This is a genomic window from Paenibacillus alba, assembly GCF_013204855.1.
In the GTDB taxonomy this organism is placed as follows: Bacteria; Bacillota; Bacilli; order Paenibacillales; family NBRC-103111; genus Paenibacillus_E; species Paenibacillus_E alba.
In genome coordinates this window covers 44,795-67,942 of record NZ_JABMKZ010000011.1, presented here as the reverse complement: position 1 = coordinate 67,942, position 23,148 = coordinate 44,795, and the positions used below count along the sequence as shown (strand labels likewise).

General features: G+C 47.2%; 13 protein-coding genes. 9 read left to right on the top strand and 4 right to left on the bottom strand.

The window, feature by feature from the left end; genetic code table 11:
* Positions 1-245: 245 nt before the first annotated feature.
* Entirely contained in the window at positions 246-3,584 is a 3,339-nt protein-coding gene (locus HQN90_RS15870) for a CARDB domain-containing protein (RefSeq protein ID WP_173220350.1), read from the bottom strand.
* A 281-nt stretch (positions 3,585-3,865) separates the two neighbouring features.
* Here HQN90_RS15870 and HQN90_RS15865 point away from each other — a divergent pair, with 281 nt between their 5' ends.
* The 6 genes from HQN90_RS15865 (at position 3,866) to HQN90_RS15840 (ending at position 11,751) form a co-directional block, all read left to right on the top strand.
* A complete protein-coding gene (locus HQN90_RS15865; protein ID WP_173220348.1) occupies positions 3,866-5,416 on the top strand; it encodes a glycoside hydrolase family 10-like protein in 1,551 nt (516 codons plus the stop codon).
* A gap of 66 nt (positions 5,417-5,482) precedes the next feature.
* Positions 5,483-7,081, top strand: coding sequence for a response regulator (locus HQN90_RS15860; protein WP_173220582.1), 1,599 nt, complete (start codon positions 5,483-5,485; stop codon positions 7,079-7,081).
* Between the two features lie 208 nt (positions 7,082-7,289).
* A complete protein-coding gene (locus HQN90_RS15855; RefSeq protein WP_173220580.1) occupies positions 7,290-8,246 on the top strand; it encodes an ABC transporter permease in 957 nt (318 codons plus the stop codon).
* A gap of 24 nt (positions 8,247-8,270) precedes the next feature.
* Positions 8,271-9,191 (top strand): carbohydrate ABC transporter permease, encoded by a 921-nt coding sequence (locus tag HQN90_RS15850; RefSeq protein WP_173220346.1) that lies wholly within the window; start codon positions 8,271-8,273, stop codon positions 9,189-9,191.
* Positions 9,192-9,309: 118 nt separating this feature from the next.
* Positions 9,310-10,842 carry a type 2 periplasmic-binding domain-containing protein gene (locus HQN90_RS15845; protein WP_173220344.1) on the top strand — a complete coding sequence of 511 codons (1,533 nt, stop codon included), beginning with the start codon at positions 9,310-9,312 and terminating at the stop codon, positions 10,840-10,842.
* Positions 10,843-10,914: 72 nt separating this feature from the next.
* Positions 10,915-11,751, top strand: coding sequence for a Gfo/Idh/MocA family oxidoreductase (locus tag HQN90_RS15840; RefSeq protein WP_173220342.1), 837 nt, complete (start codon positions 10,915-10,917; stop codon positions 11,749-11,751).
* Between the two features lie 314 nt (positions 11,752-12,065).
* Here the strand turns inward: HQN90_RS15840 and HQN90_RS15835 are convergent, their stop codons facing one another.
* The 3 genes from HQN90_RS15835 to HQN90_RS15825 all read right to left on the bottom strand — a co-directional run bounded on the left by HQN90_RS15835 (position 12,066) and on the right by HQN90_RS15825 (position 18,020).
* Positions 12,066-15,254, bottom strand: a complete 3,189-nt coding sequence (locus tag HQN90_RS15835; protein WP_173220340.1) for a family 10 glycosylhydrolase — start codon at positions 15,252-15,254, stop codon at positions 12,066-12,068.
* Between the two features lie 81 nt (positions 15,255-15,335).
* Complete coding sequence (locus tag HQN90_RS15830) at positions 15,336-16,394, bottom strand: Gfo/Idh/MocA family protein (protein ID WP_173220338.1); 1,059 nt, start codon at positions 16,392-16,394, stop codon at positions 15,336-15,338.
* Positions 16,395-16,448: 54 nt separating this feature from the next.
* Positions 16,449-18,020 (bottom strand): FAD-dependent oxidoreductase, encoded by a 1,572-nt coding sequence (locus tag HQN90_RS15825; RefSeq protein WP_173220578.1) that lies wholly within the window; start codon positions 18,018-18,020, stop codon positions 16,449-16,451.
* A 235-nt stretch (positions 18,021-18,255) separates the two neighbouring features.
* Between HQN90_RS15825 and HQN90_RS15820 the strand changes: the two genes are divergently transcribed.
* The 3 genes from HQN90_RS15820 to HQN90_RS15810 are packed head-to-tail and all read left to right on the top strand — an operon-like array spanning position 18,256 to position 22,767.
* Positions 18,256-19,359: an SGNH/GDSL hydrolase family protein gene (locus tag HQN90_RS15820; protein WP_173220336.1), complete on the top strand. Its 1,104-nt coding sequence runs from the start codon at positions 18,256-18,258 to the stop codon at positions 19,357-19,359.
* 32 nt (positions 19,360-19,391) lie between these two features.
* Positions 19,392-20,900, top strand: a complete 1,509-nt coding sequence (locus HQN90_RS15815; RefSeq protein ID WP_173220334.1) for an extracellular solute-binding protein — start codon at positions 19,392-19,394, stop codon at positions 20,898-20,900.
* Positions 20,901-20,937: 37 nt separating this feature from the next.
* A complete protein-coding gene (locus tag HQN90_RS15810) occupies positions 20,938-22,767 on the top strand; it encodes a cache domain-containing sensor histidine kinase (RefSeq protein ID WP_173220332.1) in 1,830 nt (609 codons plus the stop codon).
* The last annotated feature ends 381 nt before the right edge of the window (positions 22,768-23,148 follow it).

The following is a 23,148-nucleotide window of genomic DNA, read 5'->3' as shown; positions in this document are numbered from 1 at the left end:
CAGTCGCCTTGTAGCTGATAGGCAGCTGGTGGAGAGATTCTAAGGCTGGAGCTCTGTGGCAAGCTGGTTTCATTGGATTAATTCCAGTGAAAGCTTGCAATAAGCCCTTTGACGGCTGATTTCATTGGACGAATTCCAATGAGAAGAAAAAAACCATTTGTGTATCTTTCATCCAGCCATCCTGAGTTTGAATAAGGGGCAATCCTCAAATTTTATCTACTTGAGGATTGCCCCTTTAGTGATCTTTAAGGATATACAATTGGCGAATAAACTGCTGAAGGATACGGATCGATGAGTACAGGAGTTGCGCTCCAGCCTGTATTACCGGGTCCTTGAATAATAGTGAAACCATTCGCGCTGCCAAAGTAGCTGCCTCTTCCAAGTCCTGTAGCCGTGACATTGTTGAAGGTGACAGATCCTCCGTTCGCGCGGTTTTCGATCGCATAGGTTCCTGCTCCGATAATTTGGTCGCGGTTGAAGGTGATATTGCTGATTGTGGAGCCAATAAAGTGAATCGCTTCATAGTTGCTGTCAATGATTTTGTTGTCATCAACATGGATGGTTGCTGTTAAAGGCTGATCCAAAGCAAAGAACCAGAGCGCGCCTGTTCCGAAGTTCCAGCCATTGTAGTAATCTTTGGAACCGCTGCGAATAATGGTGTTGCGGGAAATATTAATGACACCGCTGACCGGCGTGACCGGGGAGAAACGGTTGCCCACATGAATGCCGCCGCCTTCAGCTTGTTGATCCGCTACATAGTTATCTGTAACATCGTTGTTAGTTCCGCCATAAAGCGCAATGCCATTGGCAAGAACGGGCAATTCCACGCGATTGAACGTGAAGGCATTGTTCGAATCGGGGATGGAGTTTCCACTGGAATCACTCCACATCGCTAATCCGTCATCGCCGGTGTTGCGGAAAAAGGACTGTGTCACGGATGAGTTCGTAACCCCTTTGTGGAAGTTAATGCCATCTGCATTCTGATTGCGAATGCGAACGCCTGTAATTTTCAGATTATCGAACGGTCCATCGAGCCACATGCCGCATTTGGTATGTTCGATCCAAAGATTGCTGAGGGTTGAATTCGTTAACGCCCCGCCAATGCCATTAATTTGATCATTATCAATTCGTGTCATGACTTCTCCGAAGATAGCGAAATCGGAAAGATGCACGTTCGTGCTTGGATTTGGTGCATAGTTGCCATAAAAGCCTTCATTATTGCCTGTAGACGTGATGAAATGGAATTTGGAATACCAGATGCCCGCCCCTTTCATCGTGACATTATTGACGAGGATTTGTGTATTGATGGTGTAGGTGCCAGGCGGAACCCATAATACTTTTCCCTGCGCAGAAGCGGTGTTCACCGCATTTTGCGTAGCCGCAGTCGCATCAATAACACCAGTCGGATCGGCACCGAAATCTGAGGTTAACGATAAAGAGCCGGCAGGCTGAGTTGCGGCGGGCGCAACCTGTTCGAAATCCATGAGGTCAATGGTATAGGCACCTGCGTTATTGCCCGGATCTACCTGTACTTTGACTTTTGTCCCTGGCGTCATTTGGTTGACTAAGCGGTTCACTTCGTCATAGAAATGATGTGGACGAACATCGACCGGGTTATTGTTGAACGGATAACCGCCATAGATCCAGCCATATTTGGAGGTGAGTGTTAAATCCGTTTGTTTCACTCCATTGATGTATAAGGCGAGAGGAGCGGTAATCCCTGTCCCGGCAGCATTGTCGGGAATACTGTAGCGCATGACGATTGAATTTGCATTTTGCGGAACCGTAAATTCGACATATTGCCCTTGTGCGCTTAGTGTAACGGCTTTGCGTCCGGAAGCTTCTCCGGCCAAGCTTGGATACGAACGATCCGGGCCAATGATCGTCCCATTCGTGAGAGCATCCTCCGCTTGCACTTCTGCATAAGGCAGAGCAGGACCAGCGGTGGAGACGCCAATGGTTGTCGTTAGCGTGTTATTCGTTTCCTTCACTTCGGCAATTGTATTCGCTGGATCAACGGTAGCGACAACCGAAGTGGAGCCATTCACAGCCGTCCAAGTCCCGGATACACTGATGCTTCCAACGGCTCCAGCCGCCAGACCGCCGGCAAGTGAACCGTTTAATGTTGTTGAGCCGACGACGACACGCGCAGCTACGGCGCCATTCGCAGGATCAATGCCTTGATTCTTCACGACGACAGTGAAGCTCACGGAATTACCTGGCTGCGGATTGCTAGGCGACCAATTAACGCTCTGCACGATAAGATCCGGGCCTGGGAGTGGTGCAATCGTAATGGATTTGGAGGAAGAATTGTTGTTTTCATTCCATTCACTGATCGTGTTGTCAGGGTCAATGATGGCAGCTACAGTATAGGTACCCGAGGTGGATGACCATGGTGTTGAAGCTGTAATCGTTGTTTTCGCATTTAGGCCAAGGCTGGTCATTGCAGAGCCCGTTGCGATTTCATTGCCATTCATGCGAAATGAAACTTTGTGGGCTGTATTTGGACTGGCACCCGTACCCGAATTGGTAATTTCAGCACTAAATGTGACATTAGCGCCTTCCGTTAGGATTCCGCTGGGCGTCCAAGTCAGGTTAGAAACCGTTAAGTCCGGTTTCTGGGCTGAAGATGGATTGACTGTGATTTGATCCAAATTGATATTGGCTCCATCTCCGGCATCATATTTATAGGCAATGGTGTTCACACCGGCATTTAGATATACAGTTTCTGTTTTGATTGCCCAAGTGTTCCAGTCGTTGGTTGTAGGCAGAGCGCTTTGTGTTATCTTGGTTCCATTTACATACAAGGAAATGCTGGAAGCCGCAAATCCATTGCTAAACCGGAGAGCAACATCCTTCCAGCCAGCGGAGGAGGCATTGACGTTAAAGGAAGTTGATGCTCCTTGCGTCCAGTAGCCCTCAACAAAACCAGTACCCAGATAGCCGGTATGGTTGGTCGTAATTGCCGCACTGCCGCTTAATGTGGCATTCTCGGCTTGATATGTGGTACCCGTACCAGGGTCCGGTGATGATGAAGGGGTTGGCGTAGGGCTAGGAGGACCAGCGTCGCCATAAACCTCAAACTCGGAAATTTGCGCCGCAGGCCAAACGGAATTGGCAGTGAAGTTCAGCTTCACATAACGCGCACTCGTATTCGTAAACGTAATGGTTACGGTATTGGAAGTGTTCACATCAAAGGTATACGTTTGTGAAGCTTTTATCGTCGTATACGTTACATCATCTGAGCTTCCCAATACAGCCAATGTTTGGTTGCGTGTTCCCCAACCAGTGGGAAGTTTCAAAACAACTTGATTAATGGTCGCTGCCGTGCCTAAATCAACACGAAGCCACTGAGGAAAAGCATTATTGGCGCTTTCCCAATAGCTGGCTTGATTCCCGTCATTCGTGTTGCCTGCCCCATAGGTTTGGTTAGAGCTGCTGGATGTCACGGCTTTGCCTGCTGTCAAGTTCGTAGCTGCCGATGAATAACCGGCATAAAGCGGAAGCAGGGTCATAATAAGAATAAGCGCACAACACCATTTGGCTGCCTGCTTCGAGTTCAAGACTCGTTTTGCATGTAACATGGTTTCCTCCTCATTTCAGTTGGATTTATTTCATTATTGCGAAGACGGTTCGAAAGAATGATCACCTCCTTAAGAGTTAAATAATGCTATTGATTCCATTAATTCCTTAATACTAGGCCGGACTAAGCGCTAACTCAATGTAATGTGATACGCATTTCAAGTGTTTTATTACGATGTTATGTTTTAGCTATCAAAATACCAAAGAAAGTATCTATTTTCCCCTATGATGTCGATGGCAGGCATGCTATTTTTTTACCAAAAGAACGGAGAGGGGGATTGTTATGATCGAGCAAGAAATGAGCCGGCTTCTGGAGCAAGTGAAAACAAAGATTGCGGCTGCACAAAAAGCAATTCAATCTAATTGGGATCTGTTTATGCATGCTCAATTTGATCTAGCGCGGGAGCATATCCAGAAAGCTAGTCAACTATTTGAGGCGGCGGTTGCCTTAGAGAAATCGGATATTTCCACAGGCATGAGTACTGCCAAATTGGCATCTATTGCGGCTTTGGACGCTTATTGTCTTGCGCAGCCAAGCCGCGTTGCGGAAGCTAGAGGCACCTGGTATCGCCCTACGGAGAAAAGTGATGAGGAGGTGTGCCATACCCTAGATCGGATGCAGGCTGCCGGTTTGAATGAATTATATGTAGAAGCCTGGTTCTGGGGATACACCATCTATCCGAGTCAAGCTGCATCAGCTCAAGGGATTGAGGAGCAGCATCCTGCATTCCGGGGGTGGGACCCCTTGGAGGCTTTTGTGAAGGAATCAAGCAAACGCGGAATAGCTGTGCATGCTTGGTTAGACGGCTTCATGGTCGGTGTCGATCCGACTGGAGGGCCAGTCCTCCGCGTTTATCCGGAATGGTCGGCATTTTCGAAGGAACTGAATGCGCTGGACGTACCACAGCCAGAGCAAGGCACAGGGTATTATTGGCTGGACATTACGAATGCACATGCTCGGCACTATTTACGGGATATTATCAAAGAAATAGTCTCACGTTATGACGTTGTCGGCGTTAATTTGGATTTCATACGATTCCCTGAAGCTGCGCAGATTCGTACGGAGATGCAGCCAGCACACTGGGAAGCTTGGTCTGATAGGGTGGAGAAAATCGAAGATGAATTTGTAGCTGAGTTATACAACGAATTGAAGTCGATTCGTCCTCAGCTAATTGTATCCGCAACGCCGGAGCCGGGAACTGAGTCAGAGAAGATCGGTCATTGGTCGCACTATGTGGATGTGGTCATTCCGCAGGCTTATCATCGAACTTGCATCGAGGTGCGAGAATCAGTTTTGAGGCATAAGGCTGAGCTGGCATCAGGCAACCTGATATACAGCGGCGTCTATCCCATGTACATTGGACTGGATGCTCAGGATACGGTAGAGCAAATATTCGCTGCATCTGATCAGGATCAAGGGACAATTATTTTTGCTTTTGGTCAAGCAACGGAGGAAACCATACGTGCGTTGCGAACAGGCCCATGGAGAAACCCGGCCATATCCACTGGATTGTCACCGCGCAAAGCTGTTCAAGCGCTCTTGCAGTCGACAATGGATGATATCGAACATATCTACATGCCACGTGGAGCTTTAGCTATCCAAATGGGCAGGGATCTCAGAGACAACATGGAGAGCCTCCTGCATAATTTGCGAGTCCAGCTACCGCAGGAGGAAATCAGCGAGCCCGAAGCAAGGGCAGCAGCACTTGTGGACTGGCTGAGCATGGTTAACGACGAAGCTGAGATGCGCTCGATTGTTCGGAAACAGTTGATAAATACACTATCGACCATTCGCGAGCTTCTCATCTATGCGAGAATTAAACAAATAGACTAGAAGCAGGAGAAAAGACCGCCTGGAGCGAATGCATGTGAAACAAATTGCAGCCACGAGGTGATCACGATTCATTTATTAATTGTCGAGGATGAAATACGGCTCCGGCATGCGCTTGTCAATAACATTCCTTGGGACCAACATGGCATTGAGGTGGTCGGGCAAGCTGGGAATGGAACAGAGGCCTTGCGGTTGATTGAGCGTAAAAAGCCTGAAATTGTGTTATTGGATTTGCAGATGCCGGAAATGGATGGGCTGACATTAGCCAGAAAACTAAGGCAAACGGACCCTTTGTTGAAAATTATCGTGTTAAGCGGCCATGATGACTTTGCATACGCACAAGAGGCCCTGGAACTCGGAGTTCTGAAATATTTGCTGAAACCGGCTGGTGAAGAAGAGATTTTGATGACCGTGCTGGAAGCCGCCGAAAGGTTAAAAAAAGAGCTTGAACAGCGCCATAATCAAGATGAGCTGAAAGAGAAATGGAAGCTCCATCTGCCATTTTTAATTAATGACTTCATGCAGGGATGGCTGAATGGGAAATTTGAAGCGTGGGAAATTGAGTACAAAAGCAAGGCCCTGCAGCTTGAGTTAACGATGGATGACAAGTACGCAGTTGTCGTGGTTGATATGGATCCTATCTCAGAGGCTGAACAACGTTTTAGCAAAAAGGACACCCCTCTGCTGCAATTTTCGCTCAGCAGCATAGTGAAGGAATTTCTGCAGTCTGAACGATGCTGGGTATCTACGGATTATGCAGGCTGTTCTGTCGTTGTGTTTCAAGTGCCCGGCAATCAAGAGGTCAACATCGTTCTGCAAAAAATCAATACGATTACTGAAAAGCTGCTGTTTACTGTTCACAGATGCCTTAGACTGACAGCAAGTGCGGGGATCAGCGGGGCAATAGGCGGCGGTGAAGATATGAATAAGCTTTATGTACAAGCTGTTCGCGCGCTGCAGAACCGAATTGTACTTGGTCATGACTTGGCAATTCCTTATCGGGAAGAGCAAGGAAGAGAATTGGCTTTGATGTTGGAACCGAATCTGGAGAAAGCGCTGGAGATTGCTCTGGAGACAGGGGAAGGCGACAAAGCCAGCGAAATGATGACAGCCATTTGGGAAGGCGCAGTGGCGAAGCTGCTAACGTTCGGGGACATGCAAGAGCACATCTTGTATTTTGCCAGTCTTTTTGTGCGAATCATACAGAAACAGGGCTGGTCGGTTCAGGAAGTGGCAGGCGACGATTATATGTACTTTGTGAATCATAGAGAATTGACAACAAAGGAACAAATTTTATTATGGCTGCAGCGAATGATTAAAGCCTATTTAAACTACGCCAATCAGCGAAGGAAATCAACAAGTCATAGCATAATTAAAACTATCCTGAGTCTTGTTGAGAACGAAATCGACCAGGAAATGACGCTGCATGCTGTTGCAGACAGGCTGTATGTCAACTCCTCCTACCTCAGCCGATTATTTAAGCAGGAAACAGGCAAAGCCTTTTCGACGTATGTACTGGAACGGAAAATGGAGAGAGCCAAGGCCACCTTGCAAGAAGGTGTTCGGGTGTATGATGCAGCAGCAGCAGTTGGCTACAGGGACGTAAGTTATTTTACAAGAGTATTTCGCAAATTTTGGGGTGTGACGCCTGGCGAAGTACGTAATTAACTGCATAAGAAACGAGCAAATGACCTTCCAGATCCTAGGGAAGGCTTTTTTGCGTTGAAAGGAAGGGTTAATTATACGCGATTGCTCCGAGAAGTTATCAAAGTACCAAAACAAGTAATATTACTCTAATTCGCATTAAATGGACGGATGATACACTAAATCTAAGATGAATAGGCAAGAGGGAGGAGTCACCATGAGAGAACCGACCATGACAGAGAAAAGTGTTAGAAGTGCGAAAAAAAACGTGAAAAAGAGTTACACACGGCAATTATGGATTGATATTCGGAAGGATTGGGACTTGTATCTGGCTCTCATTCCAGGCATCGCTTTTCTGCTGTTGTTCAAGTACACCCCCATGTATGGCATTATTATCGCTTTTAAGGATTTCAATATTTTCGAGGGAATGTCGGCAAGTCCGTGGGTAGGCTGGAAACATTTCGAGAAATTGATATCATCCGCCAGTTTTTTGCAAGTATTTCAGAATACGCTGCTTATATCTGTGTATAAAATTGTTTTTCTATTCCCGCTGCCTATCATCATCGCGATCTTGTTGAATGAACTGAAACATATAGCTTTTAAGCGAAGCGTACAAACGGTGATCTACCTCCCCCATTTCTTATCGTGGGTTATTGTCAGTGGCTTGTTCATTGATCTGCTGTCAACGAATGGCGGGATTGTTAACAAAATGATTGTCGCACTAGGCGGCGAGCCCATTCGCTTTTTTCTGGACAGCCATATATTTCGTTCTGTGCTTGTAGCTTCAGCAGGTTGGAAGGATCTTGGTTGGAATACAATCATCTATTTGGCCGCTTTGGCAGGTATCGATCCCGGATTATATGAATCCGCCAAAATGGATGGTGCAAATAGATGGAAGCAAATCATACATATCACACTGCCAGGTCTGCTGCCAATCATTCTGCTCATGTTTATTCTACGGCTTGGTTATGTGCTGGAGGCAGGCACGGAGCAAGTGCTTGTCATGTACAATCCAAGTGTTTACAATGTCGCCGACGTTATTGGCACCTATGTTTACCGAATCGGTCTTGGCGAACAGGATTACAGCTTTTCAACGGCAGTGGGCGTCTTCGAATCGGTGGTCGCGTTTATTTTGATCATTTCGGGGAACAGCCTGTCGCGGAAGTTTTTTGGACGAGGCATCTGGTAATCGCGGAAAGAAGGAGGAACACGCATGCAAGTGAACAACGTTGTGAAAACAGCAAGCAGGAAGAAAACGGGCGGTCTTCGGACCTCATCCAGTGAGAAACTTTTTCACGTAATCAATTATGCATTCTTTATTCTGCTTGGACTGTCTACAATCTTTCCCTTTATTAATCTAATCGCCAAGTCGCTCAGCGGGGAAGCAGCTGTCGTATCCGGCATGGTATCTTTGTATCCGATTGATTTCCAAGTGGGAACGTACAAATATGTGGCAAGCAATTCCTTGTTCCTGAATGCTTTCTTAGTTTCCGTTACGGTGACATTCGTAGGATCAATTCTGGCATTAATCATGACAACACTTGCCGCGTATCCCTTATCAAAGCCGAGACTGCGGGGACGCAAGATTTTTATCCTCATGTATCTGTTCACCATGCTGTTCAGCGGGGGATTGATACCGACTTACTTGCTCATGCACAAGCTTCATCTGATCGACAAGCTGCCCGTCTTATTTCTGCCTTTTATGATTAACGTGTACAACATGCTGATTATCAAAAGTTACTTCGAAAGCTTGCCCGATAGCCTGGAAGAATCAGCCAAGATCGATGGAGCAAGCAATATCCGCATCCTGCTGCGTATTATTTTGCCGCTGTCGCTTCCTGTGTTAGCCACGATCGGACTGTTCTATGCCGTAACGTTCTGGAATGATTACTTCACTTCGTTAATTTACATCAATTCGGCCAATCTGAAGCCTTTGCAGCTTTACTTGAAAGAGCTGTTCGTCACTTCGACAGATGTGTTTCTTAGAACGAATGTCGATGCTTCCCTCAATGTTTCACCGCAATCCATCCAAGCCGCTTCGATTATTCTTGCCACACTGCCGATTATCGTCGTGTATCCTTTCCTCCAGAAATATTTTGTGAAAGGCGTTCTGGTAGGATCTGTTAAAGGGTGAGAATACCAGCTGTGCGTATGAAAGGTGGTGGTCGCGGGAGTTATCAGCTTGGTTCAGGTTCCTTGAAGGTAGGCATTGGCATGATCCCATGATCACGAATGAAAAGGGAGGTTTATGTATGTTAAAAAAATGTTTAACCGTATTATCCATTACAACGTTAACAGCGGCATTATCGGCTTGCGGTGGAAGCACTCAAACTACAGGAAGCTCTAGCTCGCCATCCGCGACTACGGCAGCAACAGCATCAGCAGCTGTAAATGCGCAGAAACCGGAATTCAAAGCACTTCTGCAGTATGGGCGTTTTGACCCGAATACTGAGGTTGTGGCGAAGTTTTTGAACGAAAAAACCGGTTATAAAGTAACGTATGATATGCTGCCTGTTGAGAACCCGGATGACAAATTAAATTTGCTAATGGCCAACAAGGAGCAATATGCCTTCATGCTGCTTACAGGACTACAGTATTCCAAGCTGGCGTCTTCCGGAGCGCTTGAGCCCATCGACGAGTTGGTGAACAAGTACGGAACGAATATGAAAAGTGTCATTTCCCAAAACTCCTGGAACGGGGCAAAACTGAACGGTAAAATCTACGGTATTCCGCAGACCGGATCAGGGACAGTTGTGAGCTCGTCACTGATTGTCCGCCAAGACTGGATGGATGAGCTTGGACTTAAAGCGCCGACGACACGCGATGAATTGTACATGGTGATGAAGACAATTAAAGAGAAGAAGAACGTGATGGCTTTGTCCGGTGGGAAAAGCCCGCTTCTTCCGGAGATCATGCCGACATTTGGTTTGACGATGGTGCAATCCACCTTAACAACAGGTTGGCAGGATGTTAGCGGCAAGTTGGTTAATGCCGTCGAGAATCCGAACATGAAGACGTATTTGGCTTTCATGAAGAAGCTTTACAGCGAGAAATTAATCGATCAGGAATGGTCGCTGAATCAGCCGAACAAAGTGATTGAAAACTTTACGAGCGGTAAAACCGCAATCATTTCAAATGGCTACTTCAATGCGCCGATTGTGCAAACTGCGCTGGTGAAAAATACGCCAAATGCGAAAGTTGCCAGCCTGCCTTATTTGAAAGGCGATGATGGGAAGGTCCAAGTCATGGCAAGCGCAGGAATCAATTATTATGTCGGTATTCCGAAGTGGGCTGAGAAGAAAGAGGACATCATCAAATATTTGGATTTAAAACTCGACAAAGAGATTCATAAGGAAGCAAGTATCGGGAAAGAAGGCGTCCATCATAAAGTTGAAAACGGCAATTATTTCCCGATTCTTCCGATCTTCAATGACCAATACAACAACGCGTCTTCGTTCCTAACCGGTGTAGATGAGAAGAATTACCCGATATACTGGCAGGCACGCGTACGGAAAGATCCGATTCTGACGGAGGCATTCAACAAGAATCAGGAAGCCGCCAAAGGGAATACCGTGGTTGATCCGCTTGCTTTTGCACCGCCGCTTGAAGCCATCGGTAAAAACAGTCTAAAGCTGCAGAAGCTGATGGAAGATACGTTCTTAAAGTACATAACAGGAGCAGAGCCTCTGGAGAACTATGACAAGTTCCTTGCGCAATGGAAAGCTGATGGCGGCGATGATATGACCAAAGCTGCTAACGAATGGTACGCTGCAAATAAGAAGTAAGCTGATTTACGCGCAAATCATCCCCTATGGTTCATGCCATGGGGTTTTACTACGAAAAGGGAGTGAAGAGCGATGAAGAAAATCGGATTCATAGATTACTTTCTGGATGAGTGGCATGCGGAGAAATATCCCGACTGGATTGAAAAGGCCTCAGGGGGCGAAATGAAAGTAACTTGCGCATATGGTTTGGTGAATATGCCAGGCAAGCTGACTAACGCAGCGTGGTGCAGGAAGAAAGGCATTGAGCTTCTGGATTCTATTCAAGCAGTTGTGGAACAAAGCGATTATTTGGTTGTGCTGTCGCCGGACCATCCCGAGTTCCATGAAGAGCTGGCGCTGCTTCCGCTGCAATCCGGCAAGCCAACTTATATAGATAAAACGTTTGCGCCAGACCTAGCAAGCGCGGTACGGATGTTTGAGTTGGCTGCTGCGCATGGAACGCCTATGTACTCGACTTCAGCGCTTCGTTTTGCTGCTGAATATTGCGAACTTGAGCGCTCAGGCATAGATGCGATAAGCAGCTTTGGTCCTGGCAAGTTTGAGAACTATTCGATCCACCAAATTGAACCGATTATCGCTTTGATGGGTACAGCGGTTCAACGTGTCATGTGGACGGGAACAGAGAGGACGCCATCACTGCTTATTGGATACGAGGATGGGAGACAGGCTGCTGTTAGTCTGTATGGCTCCGAGTGTCCGTTCATGATGAACGTGAATTATGGCAATGATCAGGCAAAGCTGCTTAAGATCGAATCGAACTTCTTCGGGGCATTTATTGAAAACCTCGTCGCCTTTTTTGAATCAGGTGTTCCCGTCGTATCTCAAGCGGAAACCTTGGCTATCGCTGCGATTTTGGAAGCGGGCATGAAGACGAAGAAGACACCTTATCAGTGGTTGGCACTGCCTTAGTTCGCTACCACCTGACTAGAAAAGCCTGCGAAAATGCAGGAATCTCAGGGTGAATTTGGGTATAAAATGGAAATACCTGCAATTTGTGCAGGTAATTTCAGCTTTTCCAGCTTCTAACCCGGAAAAAGCCTCAAAAACATGCACAAATGCAGGCATTTCATGCTTGAGGCTATTCCAAGCGTAAAAAAGATGCACAATTGCAGGTTTATAAAAAGGAGCCAGTCGAGGTTTGCACAGGATACATCAATCTACATAAAAAGAAGCTGTCCTCAAGTAGTTTATCTACTTTGGGGACAGCTCTTTTTTACTTTTATCTACTCATTATTCATATCTCCGTCGATTTCTCTATCTTCGGTTTTATCTTTATGCGAGTTAAATACTTTAATTTTGATATCCGCGTGTTTGCCATGATAAGCAGCGCTGATGGTTGCTGTGCCGGGTTTTACGGCTGTGATCGTACCGTCCGGTGCGATGGAAGCGACTTTATCATGGGAAGAGCGGTAGCTGTCCGCCTGCCTTATGTAGGCTGTTTGCCCATCCGAATAAGTGGCTTTAAGCGGTGCGAGATAAGTGTCGCCTTTGACTAAGCTATGTTTGTTTTCGTCAAAAGACAAGCGGGTCAAGGTGACAACCGTTACAAGTGCCTTCGTTACTTTTCCTTCGAACTGAGCGGTAATTTCAGTTGTTCCGGCTTTCACAGCGGAAATGAGGCCGCTCGCGGAAACCGTAGCCACTCTCGGATTGCTGGAGAGGTAAGAAGCTCCGGTGATTACGGCACGCGTACCGTCCGAATAAACAGCGGAAGTTACAACAGCTTGTGCAGTGCCGGATTCAAGACGATAGCTTGGCGAATCCAAGGTTAATCCAGTCATAGTGGGAGCCGTACGCGTAATGTTGACTGTTTTTTCATTAGTTTTGCGGCCGTCAACATAAACTGAAATTTTCAAGGCATTCGTGCCGATGAGAAGAGCCGCTTGGCCGACAAAATCACCGTTGCTTGCTACTACGGCGGGCACTTGATTGACGCGAACTTCTGCCGTGCCCGGTCCAAGAACTTCTACATTGCCTTTGATCTCCAAGCTGGCAAGTGAAGTTGAGGTGTTCTCGTAAGCCAAGTGACCGCGCAGGACAGCTGATCTCACGTTATCCCCAACCTTAAACGTGCTGGCGACAAGCTGACGTCTGGTCCGCGTGCCGGAGGCATCCAATGCGGAAATGACGAAGCCGCCCTGCGGGATGACGCTGTTATTCGGGGACATGTTCGTCCAGTTCCAAGTCAGTGCCTGCTGTGCATTAACGACTTTGGTCACTTTACCGGTGTTATCAACGATTGCTTCTACGCCAAAGGTTGATGTCGCTGTTGTCTGACCGAATGTGTCCGTGTAAACATTTAAATTATTTTCATTGCGGCTTACATTGTACAAATCAGCTTCGAGGTAGGCCTCATTATTCGCAGGAATGCTGGTGCCTAGCTGGTAATCTTTCACGTATACCTGATCCTGAAGGGAAGCTTTCACGATCGGCCAGTTGACTTGCGAATAGTCGAAAAGCATCAGACCGTTCGATTGGGCAAGACCCGCTTGGAATACGGACCGCTGAAGGGCGGGTTCCTGAATGTTCGCCAGAGCAATGCTGGCATACATCGGCACTTCGCCGTTTGTGACAATATTGCCTAGCGTAATATGCTGTTCAATTTCTTTCTGTGTTGTCTGGTAGGTGCCAATCATCAGGAAATCGATGTTTTTGGCATAGCCGGTTGCAGCGTAAGACGCGGTATACATGCTATCCTCGGGAAAATGGAGACGGCTGTCATATTGGAAGTGGGGACTTCCCCAGTGAACGCCGTTCAAATAATAACTTTCAAACCACGAGCCTACGTAAGCAGAAGATTGAACTTTTTTACCTTTTAATGCCGTATACCGATCCGTTAAGGAACGTACTTCATCTGTAAAGGTTTTGATCGTCAATGAACGGAATTCCCACCAATCGTTAATGAGCGGGCCATTTTGGCGTACATTATTCACATAGCTGAATACATCAGCCGGCCAGTTCGTCAATGACTTCCCGCGTGCTGTGAGAAATGTTTCAAATTTACTGCGCGTCAGCGGGCTGAAATCGGCCGTTTCATTGTCATACCGGGTGCGGTCGAGCACGACGCCATCTACATCGTAATTTTTGATGACTTCTTCCATGTTTTTCAACTCAAAAGCACGTGCCTCGTCATTCGCCGGATTAATGAAAGCTACCAGTGATTTGCCTGATTTGTAATAGTTGCTTTCCCGCAGGCGAAGAATTTGACCGCCATCCTCAGGTCGGAAAACGTGTTCTTCCCAATCCAGATGCTGATTCAGCAAGCCATATTCATTATGTGCGGGTGAGCCTTCAGCAAATACGTTAAAGGCGGCATGAATTTTCATGCCAAGCTGATGCCCGTAAGTCACGAATTCCTGAAGCATGTCCAGGTTCGGGTTGGCACCTGCTCGGGTTGGTGCCGTCATCTGAGAAATGTGAGGCCGCCCCGTTAGATCATTCTTCTTGTAGTTGGCAAACCCTTCGACACCCTTCACATCGAGCGCAATCGCGGTGACGCCGGCGTCCTTCGCTTTGGTCAGCATATCATGAACATTTTCAGGCGTTTGCAGCTTAAAAATGTTCGTTCCCTGATCTACCCAAAGCACGACTTCCTTCGGAGCGCTGGTTGGCTTCTTATAGAAAACGATGAGCGATTTGCGAACGTTCTCCACGCCGTTTTTGGCAGCGATAACATCGAGGAAATTGACCCCTTCGTTCAACACGTACTCAACTTGGAAGGTGTGATTCGCTTGCAGGATAGCGGTCGTTTGGTTGACGGAAACGGAGTAAGAAGCACCTTGTTCAAGGTTATCGAGTTTACCGGAAATGATGGTTTTCGGCTGTGTGACGGTCGACCAGTCATCATTATTCAGTTTGAGCTGAACTTTAAGCCCTTGGCCAGTCATGAGTTCGGTGACAGGAATGACTTCGCCGTTTTTGCGCAGCTTGATTTTGTCCCCGATCTTAAAGTTTTTGGCTAGATACTGCTTGTATGTTTTATTAGCCCAGCTGTCGTCATTAGCGACCAATAGGTAGCCGCCTGGCGGGATCATCAGATCAGTGGGACCTGTCCACACGGGCACCCCGCCGTTAACGGACGGGTTAATAACCTTGGTCACTTGTCCGGAGGCGTCAACCGCAACACCGACGGTCGTCTTGCCAACTGTGATTTGCGGCGCAAATTCCGGGGTAAACAAGGCTACATAATCGGTTATTGCTGAAACATCTTGATCAATGAGATTAATTTGCTTGCGTGGACCTTCAATGTCAATGGTGATATCTATCGGAGCGGCTTCGACTTCAATCAAGTCCGCTGCGCTCGGTTGAGCAGCAGCGGTGGAGCCAGTTCCCGCAGCTAAGGCGGTAATTGGACTAAGGGAAACGATTAGCGTTAGCAAGACAGCGAGATTCAGCCATTTTGATTTAATCAACGAAACCCACATTCCTTCCATTCGTAGAATAGGCGGTTAAATACGAACAGGCTCCAGATCAGGGGGAGGACCCCTCATGTCTTAGAAGTGTATTTCTTTCCCTTGTGCGCTGGATTCGTAAATGCCGCAAAGAATTTTCATCATCTCGACACCATCCTGTACAGGAGAAAGCGTCTCTTTTTTACCTTGGCAAACTTCGATGAAATAATTGAGCTCTTGTTGAAAACCGGCGACAAAGTCGAAGGATAGGTTATTGATTTGTGGTGTCAAATTAAGGATCGTATCATATTTCTCTGTAATGATGGACAGCTCTGGTTCCAGCTCTGCGCCGCCTTTTTCGCCATATAGCTTGACGGTTAGTTCGTCTTCTTTGGCATGAAGAGTGAAGCTAACGTCAACTAAGAGGGAGGCGCCGTTCTCGAAGCGAATCATAGCGTTCGCCATGTCTTCCACCGTGTTATGAGAAGCGTCGTAATCGGCGGCTTTGTAAAAAGCGAGATTTTTCACATTTGCGCGATTGCCAAGCTTCTTGTACGCATTGCCGGATACCGATTTCACTTTGGGTCTGCCCATCAAATACCAACATAGATCAATGACGTGAACGCCAACATCAATTAAAGGTCCGCCGCCCGAGCGCTCAATATCCGAGAACCAACCGCCCGGATTGCCTAGCCGGCGAATGCAGGAAGCTTTGGCATAATAGATCTCACCGAGCTCTCCGTTGTCTACGAATGATTTGACGATTGCTGTATTAGAGGCATATCGGCGAACAAAACCGACTTGCAGAATTTTGCCTGAACGCTGGACAGCGGCTTCGACGGCCAATGCTTCTTCAACCGTTTTACATAGCGGCTTTTCAGTGAGGACGTTTTTGCCGGCTTCCAAAGCGGCTATGGAAATAGGGGCATGGCTGTTGTTCCAAGTACAGATACTTACAGCATCTATCTTAGGATCGGCAAGCAGCTTCTTATAATCGGTATACACATGTGGAATGCCGTACTTATCTGCCTTGGCTTTGGCGCGTTCTTCATTTAAATCACAAATCGCGTAAAGCACCACATCGGGATTGTTTTGATAAGACTTTAAGTGCATTTCGGAGATAGAACCGGCTCCGATTACCGCTACATGTATGTTGCTCATCGTATGAAAGCACCTCGTTTATAGGATGGATAGATCAGGTAATGATAAATAAAGTTAGACGGGGTGAATGGTCGGCCAAGTTAATTCAATCCCATAGTTCACCAGAGTTTGCTGGAATTTACGAAGCTCGGACTCAGTATTTCGAACATCACGGGGGATCAGCTTACGGTCCAAACAGTAACTAGCCAGGAAACCTGCGGCTTCCCCGATGTTCCACTCCACGGGGTGAAGACGGTAACAACCGTTCGTAATATGGGTAACCCCTAAATTTTTGCATGCCGGCAACAAATTAGTCATTCGGACTGGAATCAAGCTGCCGAGTGGAATCTGGAACGGCAGGGAAGAGATGTCGATATAATGCCGGTTGCCCGTACTAGGATGCAGATCAATGCGATAACAGCCAATGCCAACGGAGTCATCAAATTGCACGGCTTTGCCTTCAGGCCGACATGCTGCGCTTACATGCTGCTCCAATACAGTGAATTCAGCTTTGATTCGGCGAGATTCCCGTATGTAAGGATACATGGCTAAGCCATCCTCGGTACCAACGATATCTTTGCGAAGGCGAAGTCCCGGATAGCCGTGCCCCCCGTCAGGTCGCGGTGCTTCTGTCTGAAGCCAGTAGAGCAGGGAAAGGCTAAGCTGCTTCGCATCCCAGAGATTTCGCTCTCTTTCTTGTTCGCTCACATCAATAACGGAGCCTAGCCAGTAATCATTTTGCGGCCAATTAACGAGTGTGATGCTTCCTGGGTAAAAGCCCTTCTCGAAATTCGTGCTGTCGATAATGCGCCGATAGTAGAATAGGGAGTACCTTTCTGTGCCTTCGAAAAGCTCGTAATCAACAGCCTCCAGCGTGTGCGGTCTTACCCCTGTCCAACTTAGCAGTCGATCAGGCCAGAAGTCAGCTTTGTACTGCCGCCAGAAATCGTAGCGCTCAGGACGCTCGATGGTGTGATCCTCGCCTTCGATGTAATCCATCGCGAAGCAGTAAGTAAAGCCTTGCATGTCCTGCGGAAGCGCTTCGCCAGCGACAGCATGGGGTTCACCGGTTTCGCTGAACGCTTCTGCACCTGTGACATATTCCGCGCCTGCAAGCGGAAGGACGTCTCCGCATTCTGTTGCATCAAGGAAGTAGGCAGCAGTAAGTTCAACAAGCTCGCCCGTGATTAAATTCGTCATGGTTACTTTACGGATATCATCGCCTTCCACTGAAGCCGATTTAATGCGATGACGGTACAGGATCTGCAAGCGTCCGCTATGAATATACGGTGCAAGCATATCTTGCAGAACCGCTACTGCGGCGCGAGGCTCGTGGCATAAACGCGAGACGCCGCCATTTCCGGGATTCAGGTAGACTTGCGAGCGAGCCTCCGCTGTTAGCGGGAAATGCCGCCGATAATAGTCACGAACCCCATTTCGAAACTGCCGATAGGTGCGTGTGCATCCGAACTTCTCAATCCATGGATGTTCATCCGGCGGGACGGCTTGGCTTGTCAATTGCCCGCCAATCCAATCGGTTTCCTCTGTCAGAATAACCGTCTTGCCTGATTTAGCTGCCGCGAGTGCAGCGGCGCTGCCGCCGGTGCCTCCGCCAATAATGATGATATCAGCGCTATGTTTGTGCATGTTGCGTTGGTTATCCTTGTCCGTCAACGATGATTCCCTCCTTTATTCCATCTCACCTATAAGTATCCACCAACAGGCTAACCCTATTGTATTACAGCGGTAACGGCGCTACAGCGGAGGACCATGACTTCTTTTGGTACTTTAATAACCATTGATCTTCTAGAAAAAGGGTTTGAAGCTATAGTGACGAAAAGGTTTAACAGAATATAGGAGAATCAAGTAGGAGGTTCACATTATGAGTCACCGCAAAAAAACGATTGATGCTGTGCAGTTGGATACAAATATGAACATACGGCCATCCGGCGATCAGGACGTCATGTGGTATTCACCACTTGAAGCGCCGTTCCACATTGCCGGTTTTGGTTGGCTTCAAGAGGAAGGGCTTTATCGGCGTCTGCCGGCTCATCCTTCTCATCACATACCTGATGCTGTTGATCAATTAGCGAATTGCACTTCGGGCGGGCAGATTCGGTTCACGACGGATGCCACGTCTCTGCTCGTGAAAGTGAAATTAACGGGGCCTGCGAATATGTATCATATGACGGCAACAGGTCAATGCGGGTTGGATTGCTACTTGGGAGGACCGGGGGAACAAGTCTATTACGGAACAACGACTTACGATCATCGTTTGACGGAGTATGAAAGCAGCCTTTTCACGCATAAGGTGAGAGAAAATCGCATATTTACTTTGAATTTCCCGCTTTATCAAGGCGTAGAGGAAATATGGATCGGCGTGGATCGAGAGGCCCGCATCTCGCCGCCGCCTAGCTACGACAACAATAGGAAGATTGTTGTTTATGGGACTTCGATCACACAAGGAGGCTGCGCATCCCGTCCAGGCATGTCTTATACGAACATTTTATCGCGCCGCATAAATCTGGAATTTCTGAACTTAGGTTTTTCCGGTAATGGCAAAGGAGAACCAGAGCTATCGCATATACTGGCGGAAATTATAGATCCTGCCTGCTTGATTGTTGACTATGAGGCGAACTGCGTTTCGACGGAATTATTGGCGAAGACCTTGCCCGAATTTATTTCAATCTACAGAGACAAACATCCCTTGACACCTATTCTCGTTATCTCCAGAATCACGCATGCCAAAGAACGATTTCATGCTGACATGGCCAAAGAACGTTCAGATCGCAAACAAATTCAGCAGCGAGTTGTTGAACAGCGACGCGTGATGCAGGATGACAACATTTATTTCTGCGATGGATCTACGCTGCTTGGTGCAGATGCTCATGAATGCACGGTGGATGGGTCACATCCGACGGATCTTGGTTTTCTGCGGATGGCGGATGGCTTAACGCCGATACTTCAGCAGATTGTGGGCGGATGACAGAGGCAAGACAGGCCTTAAGGGGTGGTCCCATGAAAATAACGAAGCCATTATCCACGTGCGTAGTTCTGACGATGTTAGGTGTAAGCGCAGGATGCAGCTATCCTTCCAAGGAAAAAAATGAAGATGAAACCAGCCCTGCGAAAGTTCCTCACATTCGAATTGTGGCGAACAGTCTAGGCATGAAGTTCCCATTGGGAATGGATGCCAATCACAATCCTTATCTGGCCTACATCGAAAAAAATACAGGCATGGAGGTCAATGTAACGCTCCCGCCGCTTAATGGCTATGATGATAAATTGAACGTAATTATGACCTCGGGGGAGCCGCCGGATCTGCTGAATACGGCCAATCCTTCGTGGTTCATTAACTTTGTAAATCAAAAGGCATTAACGCCTTTAAACGACTATATTGACAAATACGGAGCCAATCTGAAAGCCAAAATTCCTAAAGAAGCATGGGACAATGTCACGGTAAATGGTCAAATCTATGCCATTCCCAGCGTCAATGAGGTCAAAGGAACAGAGATTATTTATGCTCGGAAGGATTGGTTGGATAAACTTGGCCTGCAGCCTCCTCACAGTATCGAGGAATTTACGGCTGTGATGAAAGCTTTCGCTGAGAGGGATCCGGATGGAAACGGGATACAAGACACCTACGGCCTCTCCATCTTGGAGCGTCTGGGTAGAACCTCACCTTTTCTTGGCGCTTTCGGAGCGCAAATGAATGCGTGGTACGAACGAGATGGGAAGTTGGTATACTCCGGCATTCTCCCAGAGATGAAACAAGCGCTAACTTATATGAATAGCCTCTATGAGCAAAATATTTTGGACCCCGAATTCCCGTTGAATAAAATTGATATTCTTGGCGAAAAGGTAGCACGAGGGAAGATTGGCTTGTATTCTGCCGCTTGGTCGGATACGCGTTCACACATAGAACAAAACCGTAAAAGTGATCCAACTGCGGTATGGATTCCACTTGATTATCCAACGGGTCCCGGTGGAAAACATGGCGTTTACAGCACTTCCATCGTTCGTTCCTACAATGTCGTGCCGGTCAAAAGCCAAAACGCAGCGGCCGTGGTCAAATTTCTTGATTTTATAGCAGGGCCTGCTCAAAATACGCTGAAGCTTGGCTTTGAGAAAGAAGTATGGACCCAAGTAAACGGAAAGCTGTCTATTCGGTTGGATGAACATATTAAACAAGCTTATCGGGGCATCTATGGGGCCTTGGTTGATACCATAGACCGGGATTTGACGAGAAAACGTCTAGACGGATTAGGTGAACAGTTCAGACTTTATGAAAACTTGCAGCGGATTGATAACAATCTAATGCAAAATCGGTTTAATGGGCCTCCAACTCCGGCCATGGGCAAGCATCAGGTTAAACTGTCCAAGCTGCAGGAAGAAACCTTTACCCGAATTATCGCAGGAATGAGTCCAATTGATGAATTTGATGTTTTTGTGAAAAATTGGAAGGATGCCGGAGGGGATGAAATTACCGGAGAAGTGAACGAATGGTGGCGGCAATCCGGTAAGTAATGGGGAGTGAACCCGGTATAAATGGAGGGACCACCATATGGTAAGAGAGATCCTGCCCAAAGTACGGAAATTATTGACTGGCTTTATTCAAGTTAGGCTGACCTGGTATTTTATGCTCATTTTATTGCCGATCTCAGGCTTTAGTCTTTTTGCCATTGCGAAATCGCAAACGATTTTGGAAATACAAACCGGGGAAAGAACCCAAGGTGCTCTGCATACGATGGCTGATTATGTGGATCTGACGTTGCAGAATATCGAACAGCTTTCCTCGTTAATCGCCTTTGATATGAATATGAATAAGACGCTGCAATCCGTAGGGCAAGAGCCACGCAAACAGTCTTATGTGCAGCTCGCGCAAGTGATGGATCAGATAACGAATATGACAACCGTTAATTTGATGGTGGACCAAATCACGATCATCCATATGCCTTCGCGCACCGTTATCTCAACGAAGCTTGGCGGAAGCAAGCTGCCTGAGGGCGCAGAGAAGCAAGAGTGGTATATGCGCTTAATGGAGGCTAATGGAGGGACCGTTTTCTATACGCCACAAGCAGGTGAATCGTATTTTGACACAGATAGTGTGCATTTGATCCGAACGATGGACCCCTATAATCGAACCCTGATGAACCCTAATTTGCTCGTCATTTCCATTAAAAAAAGTGCCTTAATCGAGCTGGCAAAGCCACTGCTTCCTACTGCCAATGCAAATATCTATCTGTATGAAAGCAATGGCTCGCTAATCACAGGAACTGGAAAGTCCATGAACCCGCAGGCTTGGAATAAAGAAAATAAAGCTAGATTTATTCGTAAATCGCCGCAAACCGGAACTGAAATGGTGACCATTAGCGTAAAGTCCAAATTATCCGGGTGGTCGCTTATGATGGAACAGCCGCTATGGGAAATTCGCAGCCATACGGATTCGTTGAAAGTTTTTACCTATGGCATTGTAGTCGTAAGTTTAGTACTCGCGATTTGGATTTCCTGGATCGTCTACAGGGGAATTTCCTCACCGCTGCGCAAGCTCGCGTATGGGATGAAACAGCTGCGAACTGGCAATTTCACCATTCAGTTGGAGGATACGCGCGTGGACGAGCTTGGGTATGTCATTGAATCCTTCAATCGCATGGCTGAAAATCAAAAAACGCTGATACGTGATCATTATGAAAAGCAGCTTTTACTGTCCAAAATGGAGCTCAAATTTCTGCAATCGCAGATTAATCCGCATTTTCTCTATAACACTCTGGATTCAATCTACTGGACAGCTAAGAATTACGAGGCAGATGAAATCAGTGAAATGGTGCTCAATTTGTCCAAATTTTTCAGGCTGAGCTTAAACAAGGGAAATGAAACATTTCCGGTGGGCGAAACTGTCATGCACCTCACGTATTATATTAAAGTGCAGCAGCTGCGGTTTTTGGATCATTTTACTGTCCGCTACGATATCGCCAAGGAGAGTGAGCCTTATCATGTACTAAAGCTGCTCTTGCAGCCACTTGTCGAAAATGCCGTTCTGCATGGTCTTGAGAAACAAAGCAGGGGCGGGGAGCTGGTCATTTCCTCCTATTTGGATAAAAGCTTGCTGGTGCTAGAAGTGAGCGACAACGGCATCGGCGTGGAGCCTGACAAGTTGAAAGAGATTCAAACCAAGTTAGAACAAGCTTACAAGCTTGCGGCTGAAGGCATCTCGACAGATGGACGGAGGGAAAAGGATTTGTTTGGTCTGCGCAATGTAGTTACGCGGATGAGGATGTATTATGGGGAAGGCTCCGAATTCCATTTCGATAGCGATGTTCGCATCGGGACGCGGATTACGATTCGACTTCCGCTTGAGAAGTGCATCTCCGCTTTAGATGAACAGGCAAGTTAAAGCAGCTGCGGTTGTCCCAAAGCGATGCGCAGCATTGAGCTCCGCCATGCGTAGACGCTATAATGCGCGCCAAGGCTCGCTCGCGTTGGGACAGCGAATGCGGGCGACCATATTTAGCGAGGTTCATAGCCTAATCGGAAATTCCTGCGTAAATGCAGGCTTTTTCGATCAAATCGCATGAAAATTTCAGAAATCCTGCGATTATGCAGGCTTTCTGGGCTTTTCCATTCTAGAATCGAAAAAAGGTCGCTAAAGGATGCATTATCGCAGGCTTTTCACGTTTGTGCTGGTTCCCAAGACGAAAAGGATGCATAATCGCAGGAATTATGTGAAATATTCGGATCTGCGAAAACAGAGAGGGCTGATCTATAAGATCATTAG